18 protein-coding genes are annotated in these 18,966 nt (G+C 71.1%); 14 read left to right on the top strand and 4 right to left on the bottom strand.

The genetic code is table 11. The annotated features are described in order from the left end of the window. Nucleotides 1-122 precede the first annotated feature (122 nt). The 3 genes from D7Y04_RS25540 to ychF all read left to right on the top strand — a co-directional run bounded on the left by D7Y04_RS25540 (nt 123) and on the right by ychF (nt 2,199). Nucleotides 123-353 carry an ATP synthase F0 subunit C gene (locus tag D7Y04_RS25540; RefSeq protein ID WP_014400382.1) on the top strand — a complete coding sequence of 77 codons (231 nt, stop codon included), beginning with the start codon at nt 123-125 and terminating at the stop codon, nt 351-353. A 142-nt stretch (nt 354-495) separates the two neighbouring features. Then, nucleotides 496-1,044 (top strand): F0F1 ATP synthase subunit B, encoded by a 549-nt coding sequence (gene atpF / locus D7Y04_RS25535; RefSeq protein ID WP_120598654.1) that lies wholly within the window; start codon nt 496-498, stop codon nt 1,042-1,044. A gap of 45 nt (nt 1,045-1,089) precedes the next feature. Next, a complete protein-coding gene (ychF, locus tag D7Y04_RS25530; RefSeq protein ID WP_121760973.1) occupies nt 1,090-2,199 on the top strand; it encodes a redox-regulated ATPase YchF in 1,110 nt (369 codons plus the stop codon). Between the two features lie 96 nt (nt 2,200-2,295). On the opposite strand, the gene D7Y04_RS25525 is transcribed toward ychF, so the two are convergent. Next, complete coding sequence (locus D7Y04_RS25525; protein ID WP_121761161.1) at nt 2,296-2,583, bottom strand: hypothetical protein; 288 nt, start codon at nt 2,581-2,583, stop codon at nt 2,296-2,298. A 95-nt stretch (nt 2,584-2,678) separates the two neighbouring features. Next, nucleotides 2,679-4,058 (bottom strand): citrate synthase, encoded by a 1,380-nt coding sequence (locus D7Y04_RS25520; RefSeq protein ID WP_121760972.1) that lies wholly within the window; start codon nt 4,056-4,058, stop codon nt 2,679-2,681. Between the two features lie 101 nt (nt 4,059-4,159). Between D7Y04_RS25520 and D7Y04_RS25515 the strand changes: the two genes are divergently transcribed. Genes D7Y04_RS25515 through D7Y04_RS46585 form a run of 4 tightly spaced genes read left to right on the top strand, consistent with a single transcriptional unit; the run spans nt 4,160 to nt 8,415 of the window. Further along, nucleotides 4,160-4,939: a class I SAM-dependent methyltransferase gene (locus tag D7Y04_RS25515; RefSeq protein ID WP_120598657.1), complete on the top strand. Its 780-nt coding sequence runs from the start codon at nt 4,160-4,162 to the stop codon at nt 4,937-4,939. Between the two features lie 14 nt (nt 4,940-4,953). Beyond that, nucleotides 4,954-5,454: a cupin domain-containing protein gene (locus tag D7Y04_RS25510; protein ID WP_120598658.1), complete on the top strand. Its 501-nt coding sequence runs from the start codon at nt 4,954-4,956 to the stop codon at nt 5,452-5,454. A gap of 15 nt (nt 5,455-5,469) precedes the next feature. Then, nucleotides 5,470-5,970 (top strand): hypothetical protein, encoded by a 501-nt coding sequence (locus tag D7Y04_RS25505; protein WP_120598659.1) that lies wholly within the window; start codon nt 5,470-5,472, stop codon nt 5,968-5,970. A 51-nt stretch (nt 5,971-6,021) separates the two neighbouring features. After that, nucleotides 6,022-8,415, top strand: coding sequence for an MYXO-CTERM sorting domain-containing protein (locus tag D7Y04_RS46585; RefSeq protein WP_121760971.1), 2,394 nt, complete (start codon nt 6,022-6,024; stop codon nt 8,413-8,415). Nucleotides 8,416-8,460: 45 nt separating this feature from the next. On the opposite strand, the gene D7Y04_RS25495 is transcribed toward D7Y04_RS46585, so the two are convergent. Next, the gene (locus tag D7Y04_RS25495; protein WP_121760970.1) at nt 8,461-8,835 is read right to left on the bottom strand and encodes a DUSAM domain-containing protein; all 375 of its coding nucleotides are present in this window, start codon (nt 8,833-8,835) and stop codon (nt 8,461-8,463) included. A gap of 531 nt (nt 8,836-9,366) precedes the next feature. Here D7Y04_RS25495 and D7Y04_RS25485 point away from each other — a divergent pair. The 5 genes from D7Y04_RS25485 to D7Y04_RS25465 all read left to right on the top strand — a co-directional run bounded on the left by D7Y04_RS25485 (nt 9,367) and on the right by D7Y04_RS25465 (nt 13,290). Beyond that, a complete protein-coding gene (locus D7Y04_RS25485; RefSeq protein WP_370457221.1) occupies nt 9,367-10,605 on the top strand; it encodes a metallophosphoesterase in 1,239 nt (412 codons plus the stop codon). A 173-nt stretch (nt 10,606-10,778) separates the two neighbouring features. Beyond that, entirely contained in the window at nt 10,779-11,156 is a 378-nt protein-coding gene (locus D7Y04_RS25480) for a hypothetical protein (RefSeq protein ID WP_233601578.1), read from the top strand. After that, complete coding sequence (locus D7Y04_RS25475) at nt 11,116-11,943, top strand: DUF4157 domain-containing protein (RefSeq protein ID WP_233601577.1); 828 nt, start codon at nt 11,116-11,118, stop codon at nt 11,941-11,943. The genes D7Y04_RS25480 and D7Y04_RS25475 overlap by 41 nt, the downstream gene beginning before the upstream one ends. 13 nt (nt 11,944-11,956) lie before the next feature. Further along, entirely contained in the window at nt 11,957-12,565 is a 609-nt protein-coding gene (locus D7Y04_RS25470) for a putative glycolipid-binding domain-containing protein (RefSeq protein WP_121761159.1), read from the top strand. A gap of 254 nt (nt 12,566-12,819) precedes the next feature. Beyond that, nucleotides 12,820-13,290 (top strand): helix-turn-helix transcriptional regulator, encoded by a 471-nt coding sequence (locus D7Y04_RS25465; protein ID WP_366928131.1) that lies wholly within the window; start codon nt 12,820-12,822, stop codon nt 13,288-13,290. A 7-nt stretch (nt 13,291-13,297) separates the two neighbouring features. Here the strand turns inward: D7Y04_RS25465 and D7Y04_RS25460 are convergent, their stop codons facing one another. Next, complete coding sequence (locus D7Y04_RS25460; protein ID WP_121760969.1) at nt 13,298-13,717, bottom strand: hypothetical protein; 420 nt, start codon at nt 13,715-13,717, stop codon at nt 13,298-13,300. Nucleotides 13,718-14,077: 360 nt separating this feature from the next. On the opposite strand from D7Y04_RS25460, the gene D7Y04_RS25455 reads away from it, so the two are divergent. Beyond that, the gene (locus D7Y04_RS25455; protein ID WP_233601576.1) at nt 14,078-17,098 is read left to right on the top strand and encodes a TonB-dependent receptor domain-containing protein; all 3,021 of its coding nucleotides are present in this window, start codon (nt 14,078-14,080) and stop codon (nt 17,096-17,098) included. A 207-nt stretch (nt 17,099-17,305) separates the two neighbouring features. Then, complete coding sequence (locus tag D7Y04_RS25450) at nt 17,306-18,874, top strand: ATP-binding protein (protein ID WP_158620843.1); 1,569 nt, start codon at nt 17,306-17,308, stop codon at nt 18,872-18,874. Nucleotides 18,875-18,966: the final 92 nt, after the last annotated feature.

Below are 18,966 nucleotides of genomic sequence, written 5' to 3'. Positions count from 1 at the left end.
CTTGGTGACGGCGCGCTCCGGTTGAAGACCCGGCGGTTCGAAAGGCCGCCGGAGGTAGTCCTAAAGGGAATTCACGACCCCCCCACAAGCGGGTCCCGCTTCACGAAAGAAGACGTGCTCCCATGACCAACATCGCTCTCGCGTTCCTCGCCGCCGGTATCGGCGCGGGTCTCTCCATCATCGGCGCCGCCCTCGGCATCGGCAAGCTGGCCGCCGCCGCCATGGACGCCACGGGCCGTCAGCCGGCCGCCGGCGGCGACATCCGCACCACGATGATCATCGCCGCGGCGCTCATCGAAGGCGCCACGCTGTTCGCGCTGGTCGTCTGCATCCTGCTCGCCATCAAGGTCTGAGTCAGGGCGTTGGTGTCACCGGGAGCCGGCGTCCTCTTCGGGAAGAAGGGGCGCCGGCGTTCCGGCTCGCAGTGCGCAGCACCCGTCGCACCTGAAGTCTCCCGCATCCTCCCTCTGTCTTTTCGCTTCACCGGGACCCGCCATGTTCCTGCCCTCAGTCCTCGCCGCCAGCAGCTTCGTGGAGGTCCGTCCGGGCCTCATCTTCTGGACCATCGTCACCTTCGTCATCGTCCTGCTGGTGCTGCGGGCGAAGGCGTGGGGGCCCATCCTGTCGCTCGTCGAGGAGCGCGAGAAGCAGATCACCAACGCCATCGAGAGCGCGAAGCGTGAGCGCGCCGAGGCGGAGAAGCTGCTCGCCGACCAGAAGACGGCCATCGCCGAGGCCCGCCGTGAGGCCGCGGAGAGCACCCGCCGCGTGCAGGCGGACATGGAGAAGTTCCGCGACGAGCTGATGGCCAAGAGCCGCAAGGAGGCGGAGGAGCTGAAGCAGTCCGCCCGCCGCGAGATTGAGGACCAGAAGGCCAAGGCCATCGCGGAGGTCCGCTCCATGGCCGTGGACCTGGCCCTGGAAGTGGCCGGCAAGCTCATGAGCGAGCGCATGGACGACGCCAAGCACCGCGCGCTGGCCGAGCAGTTCGTGCAGGGCCTGCCCGGCGCCACCAGCGCCTCGGCGACCCGCCGCTCGGCCTAACGGCCGGGAGTCTTCCGCCGCGCCCGCCTGTTCCAGGAATCCATCATGGCTCTCTCCATTGGCATCGTCGGTCTGCCCAACGTGGGCAAGTCCACCCTGTTCAACGCCCTGTCCGCCGCGGGCGCTCAGGCTGCGAACTATCCGTTCTGCACCATCGAGCCGAACGTGGGCGTGGTGCCGGTGCCGGACGACCGCCTGGACCAGCTGTCGGCGCTCATCAAGCCGCTGAAGAAGATCCCCACGTCGCTGGAGTTCGTGGACATCGCCGGCCTGGTGCGCGGCGCGTCCAAGGGCGAGGGCCTGGGCAACCAGTTCCTGGGGAACATCCGGCAGGTGAACGCGGTGCTCCACGTGCTGCGCTGCTTCGAGGACGACAACGTCACTCACGTCGAGGGAGGCGTGAATCCGGTGCGGGACCGGGACGTGGTCGACACGGAGCTGTGCCTCAAGGACATGGAGACCGTGGAGAAGCGCCGCGAGCGCTCGCTGAAGAACACCAAGATGGGTGGCAAGGCGGGCGACGAGGCGAAGGCCGAGGTCGCGCTGCTCGACCGCATCAAGGCGAAGCTGGATGAAGGCCTCACGGTGCGCGCGCAGAAGCTCACCGACGACGAGAAGGCGGCCATCCAGGACCTGTTCCTGCTGACGGACAAGCCCGTGCTGTACGTGGCGAACATCAGCGAAGGGCAGATTGGCAAGGAAGACAGCGACCCGCGCGTGCAGCAGGTGCGCGACATGGCCGCCAAGGAGGGCGCGGGCGTGGTGGTGCTGGCGGCGGCGCTGGAGTCGGAAATCCAGCAGCTCGCCGAGGCCGACCGCCCTGGCTTCCTGGCGGACTCCGGCCTGACGGAGCCGGGCCTGAACAAGGTGGTTCGCGAGGGCTACAAGCTGCTGGGCCTGTGGACGTACTTCACGGTGGGCGAGCAGGAGTGCCGCGCGTGGACCATCCACAAGGGCTTCAAGGCGCCGCAGGCGGCGGGCGTCATCCACTCCGACTTCGAGCGCGGCTTCATCAAGGCGGAAGTCTTCGGGTGGACGGACCTGGTGAAGCTGGGCAGCGAGGCGGCGGTGAAGGAGAAGGGCCTGCTGCGCGTGGAAGGCAAGGAGTACGTCGTGCAGGACGGCGACTGCATGCACTTCCGCTTCAACGTCTGACGCGGGACTGCTTCCGCTGTTGGAAGTGACGACGGGCGCTGCCTTCCACTCACGGAAGGGGCGCCCGTTTCGTTTGCTAGCGGGGGCCGCTCATCCCTAGCGGGGACCGCTCATCCACGTGTAGCCCCAGAGGCCCACGGCGAGCACGGCCAGCACGGTGGAGAGGATGGCGGAGCGCTTCGTGCGTCCGGCGGGGTCCGGGTGGTTCAGGGCGTACTTCCACACGCCGCCCACGCGCAGGGCCAGGAAGAGGGCGAGGAGGACGGGGCCGACGAGCTGCCAGCCCTCGGGGCGCTTGAGGATGACGATCCACGAGGCGATGAAGGCCACGTTGCCGAGCAACATCAGGGCGGGATAGGGCAGGGTCGGACGGGAGGTGCTCACGGGGCTGCCAGTGTGTGCACGGGAGCCCGGAGCGCCAAACGGAAAGCCGCGCGGCGTGCACGCCAGGTGACAGCCGCCCGTCATGTTTCAGGGTGCTACCGGACCGGGGCTTCCACGTAGCGGGCGCGGGGACGGAGCAGGTGGCCCTGTTCACGCTGCTCCAGGACGTGGGCGACCCAGCCCGCGGTGCGGCCCAGGCTGAACAGCACGGTGGCGGCGCCGGAAGGCAGGCCCAGCGCGTCCGCGAGCATCACCAGGCCCCAGTCCAGTGACGGCGGGGGATGACCGGCGTCCCGCATGGTGTCCATGACGGCGCGGGCCACGCGGACCTTGGGGGCTTCGGGCTTCACGCTCAACGCGGCGGCGACGAGCGGTGGCGTGCGCGGGTCTCCCTTCAGGTAGAGGCGGTGGCCGAAGCCCGTCACGGCTTCACCCCGGCGCAGGCGGCCGTGGACGACCTGGGCGGCGCGCTCGGGACGGCCGACCTCCGCGATGAGCGCTTCCACGCGGTCACAGGCGCCGCCGTGACGGTGGCCGGAGATGGCCGCGAGCGCCGCGCTGATGCACGCGTACAGGTCCGCGCCGGAGGAGGCTGTCACGCGGGCCGCGAAGGTGGAGGTGTTCAGCTCGTGGTCCGCGCAGAGCACCAGCGCCAGGTTGATCAGCTCCGCGGTCCGCTTCGGCTTCGCGTCCCAGGCCGTAGCGAGTGAAGCGGCCACCGTGGGTTCCTTCAACGCGCGCGACACGTGGCTGGGAGCCTGGGCCACGCAGACCCAAGCGCCCAGGTGACGGATGAGCCGCCGCGCGCGGAGCATGTCCTGTTCCACGGGTGCGGCGAAGCGGCCCGCGTCGCTCGCGGCGAGGAGCGGCACCAGCGCGGCTAGGGCGGAGAGGGGAGGGGTGTCTCGCGGGAGCATGGCCGCGAGCGCGGTGGGAGACACGAGCAACGCGTCCCTGGGCGTTGAAGCAACGCGCTCCGAAGCTGACTGCCGCTTGCCTCGCACCGGAGGCTCCGTGCTCCCGGCGTTGTCCCACGGTGCTTCCGGGGCGGGCCACGCCGTGGACTCCCGCGGAAGGTGCCCGGTCCACAGCAGCTCCGCCACGTCCTCGAAGCGGTGGCCTCGCGTGGCCAGCTCCACCGCGTCGTGGCCCCGGTAGGAGAGCCCCTCCTCGCTGATGCGCGACACCGACGAGTCGATGACGGGCTCGCCCCAGCGCAGTGCTCCGGAGGCCACCGCCGCGTGGCCCGCGCGGGCATCGTGGCGCGTCTTCAACCGCTCCACGTCCGCGCGCAGATAGCGGTTCTCCTTCGTGCCCTTCTCCGGCACGCACCGCACGAGCCCCCGGCTCACGTACGTGTAGAGCGTCGCTCGCTTTACCCCCAGCAGGGCCGCCGCCTCCTCCGCGCGCAGCAGCTCCTCCTCAACTGGATGGTCGAATCGAGATTGAGAACGTCCCCCTGCACGACGCACCATGTTTCGCGTGCCTCCCTGGAGCGGAGTCTCGACTCGACTGGACCTTCCTGTCGAGCTGAGCCTCCCCATGGCCGAGGCATGACCTGGCGGGGAGAACGACCATGAACGTGGACTTCGGACGCACGTCGTCGGACTACGCGAAACACCGGGCAGGCTTCCCGGATGCCTTCTACACACGGCTCGAACAGGACGGCGTGCTGACGTCTGGCCTGCGGGTGCTCGACCTGGGCACTGGCACCGGCACCGTCGCGCGCAACCTGGCCCGGCGCGGCTGCGACGTCACCGCCCTGGACGTGTCCGCACCGCAGCTGGAGGCCGCGGCACAACTTGCTCGCGACGAAGGCCTCCGCGTGGACTTCCGTGAAGCGTCCGCGGAGAACACCGGCCTGCCTTCGGGTTCCTTCGACCGCGTGTTCGCGGGCCAGTGCTGGCACTGGTTCGACCGCGCCGCCGCCGCGCGCGAGGTCTTCCGCCTGCTCAAGCCCGGCGGGAAGCTCATCGTCTGCCACTTCGACTGGACGGCCCTGCCCGGTAACCTGTTGGAGGCCACCGAGGCCCTGGTGGAGGAGTTCAGCCCTCGCGTCAAACTGGCAGTGGATCACTTCGGCCAGGGCGTGGGCATCTACCCGCAGTGGTTCCGCGACGTGGGCGTGGCCGGTTTCCAGTCCCTCACGTCCTTCACCTTCGACACGCTCACGCCCTACACCCACGAAGCGTGGCGTGGACGGATGCGCGCCAACGCGCGGATTGGCGCCATGCTCCCTCCAGAGCAGGTGGCCCGCTTCGACGCCGCGCTGGCCGCGCTCCTCACCGCGCGCTTCCCCCAGGAGCCGATGTCCGTTCCCCACCGCGTGTTCGCGCTCGTCGCGGAGCGCCCGTGAAACAGGAGTCCGCCATGGCCTCGCCCCACCTCATCCACGCCGAAGACGTTCCCTGGACCGAGCTCGCCCACGGCAGCCGCGTGGCGCTCAAGCGCAAGCAACTGGGCGCCGCCGCGCACGGGCGCAAGCTCGGGTGCAGCCTGGTGGAGCTTCCGCCAGGCCGCCGCTCGTGGCCGCTGCACTACCACCTGGGCAATGAGGAGGCCGTCTACGTCCTGTCCGGCACGGGTTCGCTGCGGCTGGGGACGGAGACGCTGCCCGTGCGCGAAGGGGACTACGTCGCGCTGCCGCCGGGCGCGGAGTGCGCGCACCAGCTCATCAACGACGGCGCGGAGCCGCTGCGCTACCTGTGCTTCTCCACCATGGAGGCGCCGGACGTGCTCGTGTACCCGGACTCGAAGAAGGTGGGCGTCTTCGCGGGCGCCGCGCCCGGGGGCGACAAGGCCGCGCGCACGCTGATGGCGTACCTGCCCCTGGAGGCGCAGGTGGATTACTGGGAGGGGGAGGAGCCCTGATAGGGTGGCCCGGCCATGGCCTCCCTGCTGGATGCGCTCGACCGCGAGCGGCTGCTCAAGGATTCCGCCGCCGCGTCCGGGCTCGTGCCCAAGGGCGAGCCTCCCCACGTGTCGCTGCTGCGGCTGTGCGACGCGGGCGTGCTCGAGGGCGGGCTCACCGTGGGGTACGGCGTCCGGCCGGATGAGCTGGTGGGCCCCCTCACCGCGGCCATGGGTGGCGCGGCCCGGAAGTTCAAAGTCGTGGACGTGCGCGAGCGCCCCGTGCTGGAGCTGCACGTCGCGGCGGGCGACGTCACGGAGCGCTGGGAGGTGGAGGATGTGTCCGCGCTCGTGCACAACCTCAACGACCTGTATCGCGACGCGGCCGACGTGCGCGCGGTGGCCGTGCTGGGGGAGTGGGAGGACTCGCTCCAACTCCTCTGCGTCGAGCGCCGCGCCCTGGGACGGCTCCTGCGGCAGCCCTTCTTCGCGCCCGTCAACACGCGGGGGCTCCAGGACCTGATTCCGTCCCGCTGAAGCGGCTGGGCCACCCTCGACCCCGGACGCCCGGTGGGGCACCATGGGGGCATGCGCATCACGCTGGCTCTCATCGTTGGATTGCTCCTGGCGCAGGTCGCTCGCGCGGAGCCGGATTCCTTTGACCTGGGCACCGGACGCGACGGCGTGCTCAACCTCACCTCGGGACAGGGCGTCGCCCTGGACGTGCACGCACCGCTGGGGAAGAGCGTGGCGGGGGGGGGCAAGGAACTGGTCGTGTCTGGCCTCAAGATCTCCGCCGGTGACCTGGTGATGATCCACGAGAGCACCGGCCTGTCCTCCGCGCCTGACGTGGGCAACACGAAGCCCGTGACGCTGACGGGGACGGTCGCGCTGGGGCGCTGGGAGCTGGCGCGGGTGGAGAAGGTGACGTCCTCCACGCCCACCCTCCTCACGCTGACCGCGCCGCTGCGCTACGCGTACGCCACGGGGCGCGCCCAGGTGGTGCGCGTGTCCGAGTACTCCGACGTCATCATCGCGGAGGGAGCGCGGCTCACCGTGTCGCCGTGGAACGGCAAGTCCGGCGGCATCCTCGCGATGCTGGTGAGTGGGAAGGTCGCCAACGAAGGCCGCATCGACGCGGATGGCCTGGGCTCCCTGGGCGGTGTCTTCCGGGCCGACGTCGCCGACCTGAATGGCTGCACGGCGCTGGAGCTGGACCATGGCAAGGGTGGCTCCGAGCGCGGCGAGGGCGTGGCTGGCAAGATTTCCCGCACTGGCATCACCACCGGGCGCGGCAACCTGACCAACGGCGGTGGCGGCGGCAACTGCGCGGCGGCCGGCGGTGGAGGTGGCGGGCACGGCGGCGTGGGCGGCATTGGCGGGCGCACGGCTTCCGGGGACGGCTCGCGCGACCAGGGCGGGCTGGGCGGCGCGGCGCTGAGCTACTCCGTGTTCGAGCGCTTCACGTTCGGCGGTGGCGGCGGCGCGGGGCAGGGCTCCGACCAGGCCGGCTCCAACGGCGCCGCGGGTGGCGGCGTGGTGTTCATCCGCTCCACCGCGTTCGAGGGCAAGGGCATCTACAGCGCCTCGGGTTCGACCGCGGGGGCCTCGTCGGGCAACGACGGCGCGGGCGGTGGCGGCGCGGGCGGCGCGGTGGTGCTGCGCGCGGTGGACATCGTGAACTGCGGCGGGGTCGAGGCGCGGGGCGGCGCGGGCGGCAACACCCAGTTGGACAAGCAGCCCTTCGGGCCGGGCGGTGGTGGCGCCGGGGGCCGCATCCTGCTCGAGGGCAAGACCCTCGCGTGTGTGCCCAACGCGAGCGCGGGCAGCGCGGGCGTGTCCGCCTACCCGGGCGCGGGTTCGTACGGCGCGGGACCGGCCACCACGACGTCGGATGCCGGCACTCCGGACGGGGGCTCGGGCTCGTCCACGGGGACGGTGCAGGAGGTGTCCCAGTCCTTCCAGGTCCCCGTCACGCCCGTCATCACGGCGCCGGAGGCGGGCGAGGCGTCCACCACCACGCGCCCTCGCTTCGAAGGGACCGCGGGCACGAACGGGCCGGTCGTCCACATCGTCGTGGATGGGCGGGAGATTGGCGCGGCGGTGCCGGGGTCGGACGGCCGCTTCACCTACGACCCCATCGCGCCGCTGAGCGCGGGCGCGCATGACGTCGTCGCGTGGGCGGAGTCGCTGGGCGTGGCGAGCAAGCCCTCCACGTCGGTGCGCTTCACCACGCCCGCGGTGGTGCTCGCGGACGGTGGCGTCGTGCAGATGGCCGTGCTGGTGGTGCCCTCGAACGGGGACACGGTGGGGCCCACGCCGCTGTTCGCCGGCACCGCGGCCAATGGCGTCAGCGTGGGCGTGGTCATCGACGACGGTCCGGACAACATCGTGCCGTTGGACCTGCTGGGCCGCTTCCGCTACCAGGTGCCGGCCACCGCGCCGCTGAGCGTGGGCACGCACAAGGTCACGGTGCACTCGCACAACGAGGCGGGCGATGACGGGCCGTACTCCGACGTCGTGGGCTTCGAGGTGGTGGTGCCTGGCGCGGACGGCGGAACGGATGGCGGCTCCGACGCGGGCCCGGTGGATCCTGCGACGCCCATGGTGCTCGTGCCCGAGGAGGGCTCGACGGTGGATCCGACCTTCATGTTCGTGGGCGTGGCGCTGCCCGGCACGTCCGTGCGGTTGGAGCTGGACGGCACGGCGCTCGCGACCGCCACCGCGGATGACGAAGGCGTCTTCCGCCACGTGCTGACGGCGGACACGGCGCTCGCGACGGGGGCGCACAAGGTCGTCGCCCAGGTCGTGACGCCGCAGGGCGAGGCGGGGCTGCGCTCACCGGAGGTGGGCTTCCAGGTGCGAGGCCCCACCGACCTGGATGTGGGCTGCGGCTGCGGCTCGGCGCCCGCGGGGATGATCAGCCTCTGGGCGCTGGTGGGATTGGGCGCCCTGGTGCGCCGCCGCCGTTCGCGGAGCTGACAGGGGCGGGGCGCGGCTGCTTCTGGGGCGCCGCGCCCCAGCCGGTCACGGCGCGTCGGCCATGTCGTCGAGCTGTCCCTGTGCTGCCTCGCGGTAGTAGGGGACGACTTCGACAGAGAGCACGTCGCGCATCTCCTGGCGCGCGCGCTCGTAATCGCCCGCGTCCTGGTACCGGAACATCCGGTGCAGCGCATCCATGAGTCTGTTGGAGCCGTCCGTGATGCGACGGGCGCACTCGCGCAGGAGCGTGAGCGCACCGGCATCGGTCAGGAGTGCTTCGGCGGCGCTGGCGATTCCGACTTCGTCCGCGGTGCGGAGGAGGAGCGCGTGCACGTCCTGCGTGAGGGCCAGGGGTGCTCCCTCTCGCAGCACACGACGCGACAGGTCCCGTATCGCGTCCCAATCGGGTCGGGCGGTCATCTAACGCTTCCTCGGCTTCGGCCCGCACATATCGGCAGGCCACTCGTGTTGCCCCTCACAGCGGCGGAGACAGGCTGTGCAGGGACCATCGAGTCTACCGTCGGCACAGTCGTTCCATGCGCGGATGCACCGCTGCTTCCATTCGGGAAGGTGGGCGTTGTGTGCGAACTCATCCTCCTTGGCTTGAGATGACGTGATCGCGGCGGCAGTCCCGGCGCCTGCGGTGGCTCCCATGAGGGCTGCTGCTTCGCCCGCCGTGAGTCCACACGCGGCCGGATTGCCCGGGTGGGCCTCCACGCAGCACGTCTCGCTGTCGAGGCACGTCGCGGTCGCGCAGCCCGTCGTCAACACGCTGCACAGCGCCAGCGCGAGCCAGGAATACCCAGGGCGTGATTCCATGTTTATCAAGGAATACCAGCTCATGGCGGCCCCGCCAGGCGTCCGGCGGGGCTGGCGGGCGCGCCGTGGGGGTGGCCGTTATCTTCCCGTGCTCGAAGGCGTCCCGGCTCCCGGGACGACAGGGTGGCGCGCGTGACGACGGACGTGTCCTCGGAAGAAGCTTCATCACGGCGGGCCCGGCGCTCGGCCGGGGCTCCGGGCTGGCGGTGGGTGCTGTCCCTCCTCCTGGGGTTGGGCCTCCCTGTCGCGCTGCACGTCTACATCGGCCTGCGCCTCTTCACCGCGCCCGGCTGGCCCGCCCCCTGGGCCGCCGTGGGCTGGGGACTGCTGGGCTTCTGCTTCCTCATCCTGCTGGCGGGTTTCCGCGCCGCGCGCCGTGAGGCCACCGGCTTCTCCCGCGTCATCCAGTGGGGCGCGTACCTCTGGCTGGGCGCGTTCGGCATCTTCCTCACCGCCGTGCTGGCCTCGGACGTCGTCGGCGCAGCGCTGTCCCTGTCCGGCACCGTCACGGACATGCACGCGCTCGCCCGGGGCCGCGCGGCTGCCGTGCTGGGCACCGTCGTGCCCGCCGTGGCCTTCGCCTTCGTCACCGCGCGTGGCAAAGCCCGCGTGGAGCGCACCACCGTGGCGCTCAAGGACCTGGGCCCGGGCCTGGAGGGCTTGCGCGTCGTGCAGCTGTCCGACGTGCACGTGGGCCCCACCCTGGACGGCGTGTGGCTCCAGCGCGTGGTGGACCAGGTCAACGCCCTGAAGCCGGACATCGTCGCCATCACCGGCGACCTGGTGGACGGCTCCGTGGACGAGCTGCGCGACCAGATGACGCCGCTCGCGTCCCTCAAGGCTCCGCTGGGCGTCTACTACGTCACCGGAAATCACGAATTCTACCACGGCGCCCGCGCCTGGATGGCCGAGGTCGCCCGGCTGGGCATCACCGTCCTCACCAACGAACACCGCGTCGTGGAGCGCGGCGGCGCCCGGCTCGTCGTCGCCGGCGTCACCGACCATGACGCCGGCCATATCGATCCGCCCCTGGAGAGCCGCCCCGACCTCGCGCTCGCCGGCGCCCCGCCGGACGTGCCCCGCCTGCTGCTGGCCCACCAGCCCCGCACCGCCCTGTCCCTGCAGGGCCTGCGCGTGGACCTCCAGCTGTCCGGCCACACCCACGGCGGCCAGATCTTCCCCTTCATGTTCTTCGTGAAGCTCCAGCAGCCCGTCGTCCAGGGCCTGGCCACCGTCGCCGGGACCCGGGTCTATACGCACCGCGGCACGGGCTACTGGGGCCCCCCCTTGCGCCTGGGCCCCGCCCCGGAGATCGCGTCCCTCACCCTGGTAGGAGCTCCCCGTTCTGACGGTGATTCAAGCCAAGCTTGATATTTCCGTTCTTGCTGCTTATTGTTTGGGGCGTGTCCACCGCACCATCTTCCCTCCTTGTCCCGGAATTCGCTTTCAGCCGTCCCACGGCGCCCGCGGTCCCGGGTGCACGGCGCGGGGCCCGGGTCCCGGTCGCTTCGCCCCGGACGGGGAAGGCGGCGCCGGTCCTGCTGGTGGTCTCCGAGGCCCCCGAGGTCCGGCTGGCGGTGGCGCGTGAGGTGGGGCTGGCGTGCCGGATCGTGACGTCGCTGGGGGCGACGTCGGCGGACCGGCGGCTGGACATGGGCGTGGCGGTGGACGGGCTGGTGCTGGACCTCGACGCGGATCGCCGCGTCGTGAGCGATTTCCTCTGCCGTCTGGTGGACCGGGGCTTCCACGGTCCGCGCATCCTCCTGTCCTCCGGTTTCCGTCCTGAAGCGAGCGCCACGTTCCTGACGGCTTGTGACACCCACTTCGCACTCGGTCGGCCCTGGCGGGCTGGTGAGCTGCGCACGCTCCTGGAGAGGGTCCTTGGGGTCTCCCACCTCGCTCAATCCGCAAGCCGTCCGTGACTCCCGCCGTGGTGACGCTCCCCGCCTTGCGCCGTTGACGGCGCGAGTGGCGGACGCGGGCCACGGTTTGTTCACCGGTATCGCCGGAGCGTCCGCGGGCGCCGCGCGCAGCGCGTACCTGGCGCTGATGCTCTTCGCCAGCGGCATGGCCCGCTGCGCGACGGGGCGCTCGCGCGACGGGCTGCCCCAGCTCAAGCGCTGCCTGTTCCGCGTGGCGCAGGTGCCGGTGGACCTGGTGCTGATGCTGGGCGGGCGCGTGCTGTCCGCCGTGCAGGTGGTGTCGGGCCTGGAGCCCGTGGGCCGCCGGCTGACGGACGCGGAGGTGGACCGGCTGCGTCCCATCTTCGGCGACAGCCTGGACTACCACTGCGTGCGCGTGAAGGAAGGCGCCCTGGGCCTGCTGGGTCTGCCGGGCCGCGCGTTCGCTCATGGGGACGTCCTCTTCATCCCGCCCGGCTACGGCGCGGTGGGCTTCCGGCTGCTGGTGCACGAGCTCACGCACGTGTGGCAGCACCAGCACGGCGGTACGGGCTACCTGAGTGGTGCGCTCGCCGCGCAATACCTGGGGGACGGCTACGACTGGCGCAAGGCCGTGGGCCACCGGCGCTGGGCGGAGCTCAACCCAGAGCAGCAGGCGCAGTTCATCGAGGACGCCGCCGACGCGCAGCTCATCCCCCACGTGGGCCGTCCCACGCCCCAACAGCGGTTGCGCGGCTGGAGCGACGCCGCCCTGTGCCTGCTGGACGAGGCCCTGGACTGCCTCTACGCCGGACGTGGCGCGCCGTGAGGCCGCCCGTCCCATGACGGCGCGCACCGCCCGGCCCGGCGGAGCGCCCGAGGGCCGCTGCCTGCAAGCCCTGACCTGGCGGCGCCTGGAGTCTCCCGGCACCGAGCACTTCGAGCTGTGGGAGTCCGCGCAAGGGCCCCTCTTCACCGGCACCGTGGTGCTGGTGGGCGAGGGGCTTCCGCTGCTCGTGCGCTACACCGTGGCGTGCGACCCGGACTGGCACACGCGCGAGGTGCGGCTGGCCGTGCACCAGGGCGGCACGCGGCGCACGCTGGTGCTCCAGGTGGATGACCACCAGCGCTGGTGGCGCGACGGACGCGAGGTGCCGGAGCTGCGCGGGTGCGTGGACGTGGACCTGAGCGTCACCCCCGCCACCAACACCCTGCCCATCCGCCGGCTGGGGTTGGAGCCAGGCCAGTCCCGGGACGTGACGGCCGCGTGGGTGCGGCTGCCGGACCTGTCCCTGGAGCGGCTGGAGCAGCGCTACACCCGGCTGTCCTCCACCCGCTACCGCTACGAGAGCGCGGGAGGCGCCTTCGTCGCCGAGGTGGATACCGACGCCCTGGGGCTCGTCACGCACTACCCGGATGGCTGGGAGCGCGTCGCCGCCGCGGACGGTTGACCCCTCGGCGCAACCCCGGGGCCCCGAACCCGGACAATCTCCCAGACCTTCCAGGATTCGCGTGTCGTTTCATGTGGGCTAATGGAGCCATGAACGACGCGCTCCCCGTGGACGGGGGAATGCGGGACTACCTGCCATATAGGGATGGGCCCGACTGACGTGGCGGGTTATAACGACCTCTGAACCGCTCCGGCGGTGGAGGGGTCGCGAGCCTTGCGGCCACCCCACCGGACGTCACGTGCAAGGTTGATGTGGTGAAAACCCACCCCCGAGGTCCTCTCGCTTCCGGCCGCCTCCGGAAGAAGCCCCGTGCGGCGCCCGCGTCGGCGGCGGCGCTGTCGCGGCGGCAGTTGGAGCGCAAGCTGGCGGTCAGTGTGGGGGCGGCGGCCCGGGCCGCGCGGCTGCGGGCTGGCCTCACGCAGGCGGACGTGGCGGATCGCGTCGGCATCGCGTCGGAGGTCTACGGCCGGCTGGAGCGGGGCAAGATGATGCCCAGCGTCCCCACGCTGTTCCGCCTGTGCCTGGCGCTGCAGCTGTCCGCGGACGCGTCCCTGGGGCTGGCCCTGGCGGCGGCGGCGGGCGCGGGGCTGTGGGAGGAGGACTCCACGGACAAGGACGACCTGCCGGAGATGCGCCGCCTGTTGCGCGCGGTGCGACGGCTGCCGCGCCCCCAGCTCAAGCTGATGAGCCTGGTGGCCAGCGCCATCCTGCCCACGCGCCGCTAAGGGGCCTTCAGGGCGCGGACGCGGGCGGGCGGGCCGTGCCCGCGCGCGGGTCGGCTTTCGTCACCCGCCATACCCAGCCGGACGGGGTGGAGTCGCGCTGCGCGGTGTTCACGTCCACCGCGTACACGTCCAGGGTGTGCTCGCCCACGGGCAGGTCCTTCAGGCGCCATGGGGATTCGCAGGGGATGTAGAGGCTGCCGTCCAGCGAGCACCAGAACACGGGCTTCAGCGTGGTGGCGGTGAAGACGAAGGTGGCCTCCCTGGAGGGCGTGGCCCCGGGGGGCCCTTCGTCGATGAACGTGTCCGGTCCTTCATTGCCCGCGCGCGCCAGCGACGGCGGGAAGAGCAGCGGCATCAACACCAGGCCCAACAGCAGTGACGCGAGCAGTCCGTGAGGAAGGTAGCGCAGGGACGGCGGGGGAATCATAAGCGGGCTCGCGTGACGCCGGGCGCCACGCGAACCCTGCCTTGGTGCATGTCGTTGGAGAGTGCTCTGGGAGGGTTGGGGCGTTCCACCATGGGCATGGCGTCCGGGAATGGGAAAGGGCGACTTCCTGGAAGGTGGGGATGGATCCGAAATGGGGCGCCCTGTCCCGGGGAGCGGTCCCGTCATCCACGGCGAGACGTGACGCGGAGTGCAAATGTCCTCCAGCGGAAAAGGTCCGCTGCCCGCACGGCCCCGGGCGGGCGGTGATGGCACGCGTCACGGAGCAGCGCTTGTCAGGGAGGACATCCCCTGGCCTCATGGATGCTGGCCGGGACCTTCCTTGCACGAACGCCATCGCCCATGACCTTCGCGAAGAGGAGCACCCCCTGGCACGCCGCCGCGCTGGTGCTTTGCCTGTGCCTGTCGTGGCCGGCTCAAGCCCAATCTCCTGAAGCGGACCCTGGCAGTGCCCGGCTGGGCGACACCCTGGACGCGGGCCTGCCCGTCACGGAGGAGAACCTCACCCCCGGCGCCGCCCCACGGAACATGGGCGCGCCGTGGACGGAAGGGGACGGACCCCAGGACGGGGGCACGGTCGCGAAGGAGGCGGACCTCCAGCGCACCACCGATGGCGGCTGGGCTGTGGAGCCCGGTGCGGCTGCTGGCACGGACGGAGGCCCCTCGCTGGCGGCCTTCGTGCCGCCCTCGCTGGCGCAGGACTCGCCCGCGCCGTACCCGCCCCGGCTGGTGGGCGAGGGCGTGGCGGGCACGGTGAAGCTGGAGCTGCTGGTGGACGAGGCGGGCGAGGTGGACTCCGCCACGCTGGTGGACGGCGTGCACCCGCTGCTCAACGAGGCAGCCCTGCACGCGGCGCCTTCCTTACGCTTCTCTCCCGCGATGATGGAGGGCCAGCCCGTCGCGGTGCGCCTGTTCTTCGAGTACCGCTTCGAGGCGCCCGTCCCGATGGCCACCAGCGCGGACGGCGGCGTTCCCATGCCGCAGGGCCCCATTACCCTCAAGGGCCTGGTGCGGGAGAAGGGCAACCGCCGGCCGTTGATTGGGGCGACGCTGGTGTCGGACGCGGCGCCGGACTCGCCGGTGCAGACGGACGAGAACGGCCGCTTCGAGGCGCGCTTCCCCACGGGTGGCCAGGCGGTGCGCGTGTTCGCCCCCGGCCACAAGCCCGGCCTGTTCCGCGAGGCGCTGAAGTCCACCGAGTCGCTGGAGGTCGTCTACGGCCTGGAGCCGCTCGTGGTGAACCCCTACGAGACGGTGGTGCGCGGCGACCGTGAGCGCACCGAGGTGAGCCGCATCACGCTGCACGACGCGGAGCTGCGGGAGGTGCCCGGCACCATGGGCGACCCCTTCCGCGTGGTGATGCTGCTGCCGGGCGTGGGCAGCATGCTGTCCGGCGTGGCGTACCCGGTGGTGCGCGGCAGCCAGCCTGCGTCCACGGGCTACTTCCTGGATGGCATCCGCATCCCCATCCTCTTCCACCTGTTCCTGGGGCCCGCGGTCATCCACCCGGACTTCCTGGACGCCATCGACTTCTATCCGGGCTCGCCGCCGCCGCAGTACGGCCGGCTGATGGGCGGCGCCATCGACGGACGCCTCACCCGGCCTCGCGATGACCGCGTGCACGGCAGCGCCTACGCGGACTTCATCAACGCGGGCTTCTTCATCGAGACGCCCTTCAAGTCCACCGGCACCAGCATCAGCCTCGCGGGCCGCTATTCCTATACTCCGTGGATCATCGCGCTGGCGGCCAATCAGTTGCAGGACCCGCCGCCGCCGGGGCGCACCAACCCGAAGGTGGTGTTGGACTTCTGGGATTATCAGGCCCGCGTGGAGCAGGACGTGGGGCAGGGCAAGCTGCGGTTGTTTGCCTTTGGCTCGTCGGACACCTTCGGCTCGGAGGCGCAGGACGACCAGGGCGACACCGCGCTCCAGTCTGTCGCCTTCCACCGCGTGGACCTGCGCGGCCGCCACCCGCTGGGCAAGGGTGAGCTCGAGATTGGCGGGACGTGGGGCCTGGACCGCTTCGCTGTCGTGTCGCGCGGGCCGGACAACGGGAACGAAATCTACATCGACCAGGACAACTTCTCCGGGCGCGTGGGCTACAGCGTGCCATTGGATGAGCGGCTGCTGCTGCGCGCGGGCGCGGACCTGGAGCACAAGCGCGCCATCGTGGACGTGCTCACGGTGGAGAACGGCCAGGAGGTGGAGGAGGACACGGTGCGCGTGCCCGTGGCGCTGGCCACCTTCACCGGCGCGTACGCGGAAACCGTGTGGACGCCCAATGACAGATGGACGGTGGTGCCCGGCCTGCGCCTGGACAGCTACCACCTGTCCGGCGGGTTCGATCACAAGGTCATCGAGCCGCGCCTCACCGTGCGCCACAAGCTCACCGACACCGTGACGCTCAAGGGCGGCGCCGGCATCTTCCACCAGCCGCCCACCACCCTCATCAGCCTGCCGGTGGTGGACGTGGGCAGTCTGTTGTTGGGTCTCCAGGAAGGCGTGCAGCTCTCCACGGGCGTGGAGTGGAAGGCCTTCGACAAGTGGGAGGTGGGGCTGGACGTCTATGTGAACCCCATGCTGCGCACCATCGAGCTCACGCCCTTCTCCGACGAGGGCCTCACGGACGACATCGGAGACCCGGGGGACCCGGACGTCGTTGAGCCTCCGCCCGGTGGGGGCCCCCCTCGCCAGGACGGCTTCCGCCGGGTGCGCGCGCGGCAGATTGACGTTGATAGACCGCCCGTCAGCCGGGACGACTGGGACATCCCGGACTTCACCAGCCATGGCCTGGCGTATGGGTTGGAGGTGCTCATCCGCTACCCGCTGGGGAACAACTGGTTTGGCTGGCTTTCGTACAGCCTCCAGCGCAGCACGCGGCGCACCACTTTCTATCGATATGACTCGTCAGGTCGGGTCATCTCCGAGGACTCCGCGGACCTGCCCTTCGCGTTCGACCAGACACACATCTTGAACCTGGTGGTCAGCCACAAGTTCTCCAACAACATCACCCTGGGAGGCGTGCTCCACTTCAACAGTGGACGCCCGGAGTACGGCACCCTGGGAAGCCAGACGCACCGCGAGGGCGTGGACTCAGACGGCCGCCCCGCGTGGGTGCAGGTGGATCGCGATCAGGTGGACCGGCTGCCGCCCTTCTTCCGCTTCGACCTGCGCGTCTCCAAGGCCTGGGCCTACGAGACGTTCACCCTGGAGGCCTATCTGGACATGCTCAACGTCACCCTCAACACGGAGACGCTGGGCTTCGACTACCTGGGCGGCGGCTACAGCCGGCAACCCCTGACCAAGAGTGCGGTGGGACTGCCCATTGCCCTGCCCATCATCGGCGTCAAGGGCCGGTACTGACCTGTCCTGAAGGGCAGGTCCAGTGCTCGGGGGTGAACCGATTTTCGCGCCTCCTGCCCTCCAGGGCTGCTCCACTCGTGGCCAGATGTGTCAGTATTCCGTGAGACGCGGGTTTTTCCAGCCTGCCCGGCACCGACGTGAAGGGTGGGGGAACAGACCTGTAGCGTCGGGGGGAGCACGATGATGGGTTTGTCCTGGGGGCCGGGAATGGCTCCGGCATGGGAACTGCCCGCTGACAGCGAGACGCCCTGCGTCCTCCTCGAGCCGCTGCACGGGGAGACAGGCGAAGCGCTCGACTTCCGCTGGACGTCCATGAACGTCCCGGCGGAGGGCTGGGTGCGCTCCCTGGAGCTGGGCCGTCACGTGTCCCTGTGGACGCGAGAGGGCGCCGCGCTGTTCGACGTGGCGACGTTCGTGCGCGTGCTGATGCGCGGTGTTCCGCATGTGGGCCTGCTGTCGGGGGACCCGGCGGGGCGGCGGTACGTGGTGGTGCGCCACGGAGAGGGATTGGCGCTGTGGCTGCTCCCTCGCGACGAGGGCCAGGCGGCGGACGCGCATCAGGCGGAGCGGGAGCGGGCGGCGCGGCAAGAGGTGGAAGCCGCGCTGGCCAGGGCGGAGCAGACGGTGAGCGCGCTGCGCGAGGCGGAGGAGCGCTACCGGCTGGCGACGCGCGCCACGCATGACGTGCTGTGGGACTGGCACTTCGCCACGGACCACGTGCGGTGGGACCCGGGCACGGGGAACGCGTTCGGCCACGCCACGTCCATCCTGGAGCACAAGCTGGGCTGGTGGGGCGAGCGCGTGCACGACGACGACCGGGACCGGGTGGTGGACCGGCTGGTGGAGTTCGTCGCGTCCACGGGCGACGTCTGGAGCGAGGAGTACCGCTTCCAGCGCGCGGACGGCAGCTGGGCGCATGTCCTGGACCGGGGCGTGCTGGCGCGCGACGACGAGGGGCGCCCGGTGCGGATGATTGGCTCGATGATGGACGTCACCGAGCGCACCCGCCAGATGGAGACGATGGTGGAGGAGGCGCGCTTCCGCGAGCGCTTCATCGGCATCCTGGGACATGACCTGCGCAATCCGCTCAACGCCATCGTGCTGTCCGCGCGGGCGCAGAAGCGCCGGGGCCCGCTGGAGTGCACGCCGGAGCAGCACCGGCAGCATGCGCAGCGGATTGAGTCCTCCGCGACGCGCATGGGGAACATGATCGCGGACCTGCTGGATTTGACGCGCGCCCGGCTGGCCGGCGGCATCCCGCTGCGCAAGGGCCCCACGGACCTGGGGGCGGTGTGCCAGCAGGTGGTGGACGAATTGTCCGCGGCGTACCCGGACCGCGCGGTGGCGGTGGACGTGGACGGCAAGGCGGAAGGGGAGTGGGACGCGGAGCGGCTGGCGCAGGTGCTCTCCAACCTGGTGGGCAACGCGCTGGAGCACGGCAGTCCGGACGCGCCGGTGTTCCTGCGCTGCTGGGCAAAGGGCGAGCACCAGGTGCTGGAGGTGCAGAACCCCGGCTCGCCCATCCCGGAGGAGCTGCGCGAGCGGCTGTTTGATCCGTTCCACCAGGGTGAGGGCGAGCGTGAGCAGGGCGGCCGGCGCAACAGCGGGCTGGGGCTGGGGTTGTTCATCGTGAAGGAGATTGTCCTGGCCCACGGGGGGACGGTGGAGGTGACGTCGACGCAGAAGGACGGCACGACGTTCACGGTGCGGCTGCCTCGGCCGCCGCGCCCGAAGGTGAAGGCGAAGGCCGGCCGGAGCAGGACGCGGACTGCCTGACCTTTTTGGAAGGGGTGAGCGTTCGCAGCCATGCGCTGAGGGAGGGAGCGTCCGCCGCCGCACGCCGCGCGTGTTGTGCGAAGGACCGAAGG

The organism is Corallococcus sp. AB038B (genome assembly GCF_003668955.1).
GTDB classification, from domain to species: domain Bacteria; phylum Myxococcota; class Myxococcia; order Myxococcales; family Myxococcaceae; genus Corallococcus; species Corallococcus exiguus.
Note: the sequence above shows the minus strand (reverse complement) of the source record. Positions and strands in the feature narration are given on the sequence as shown.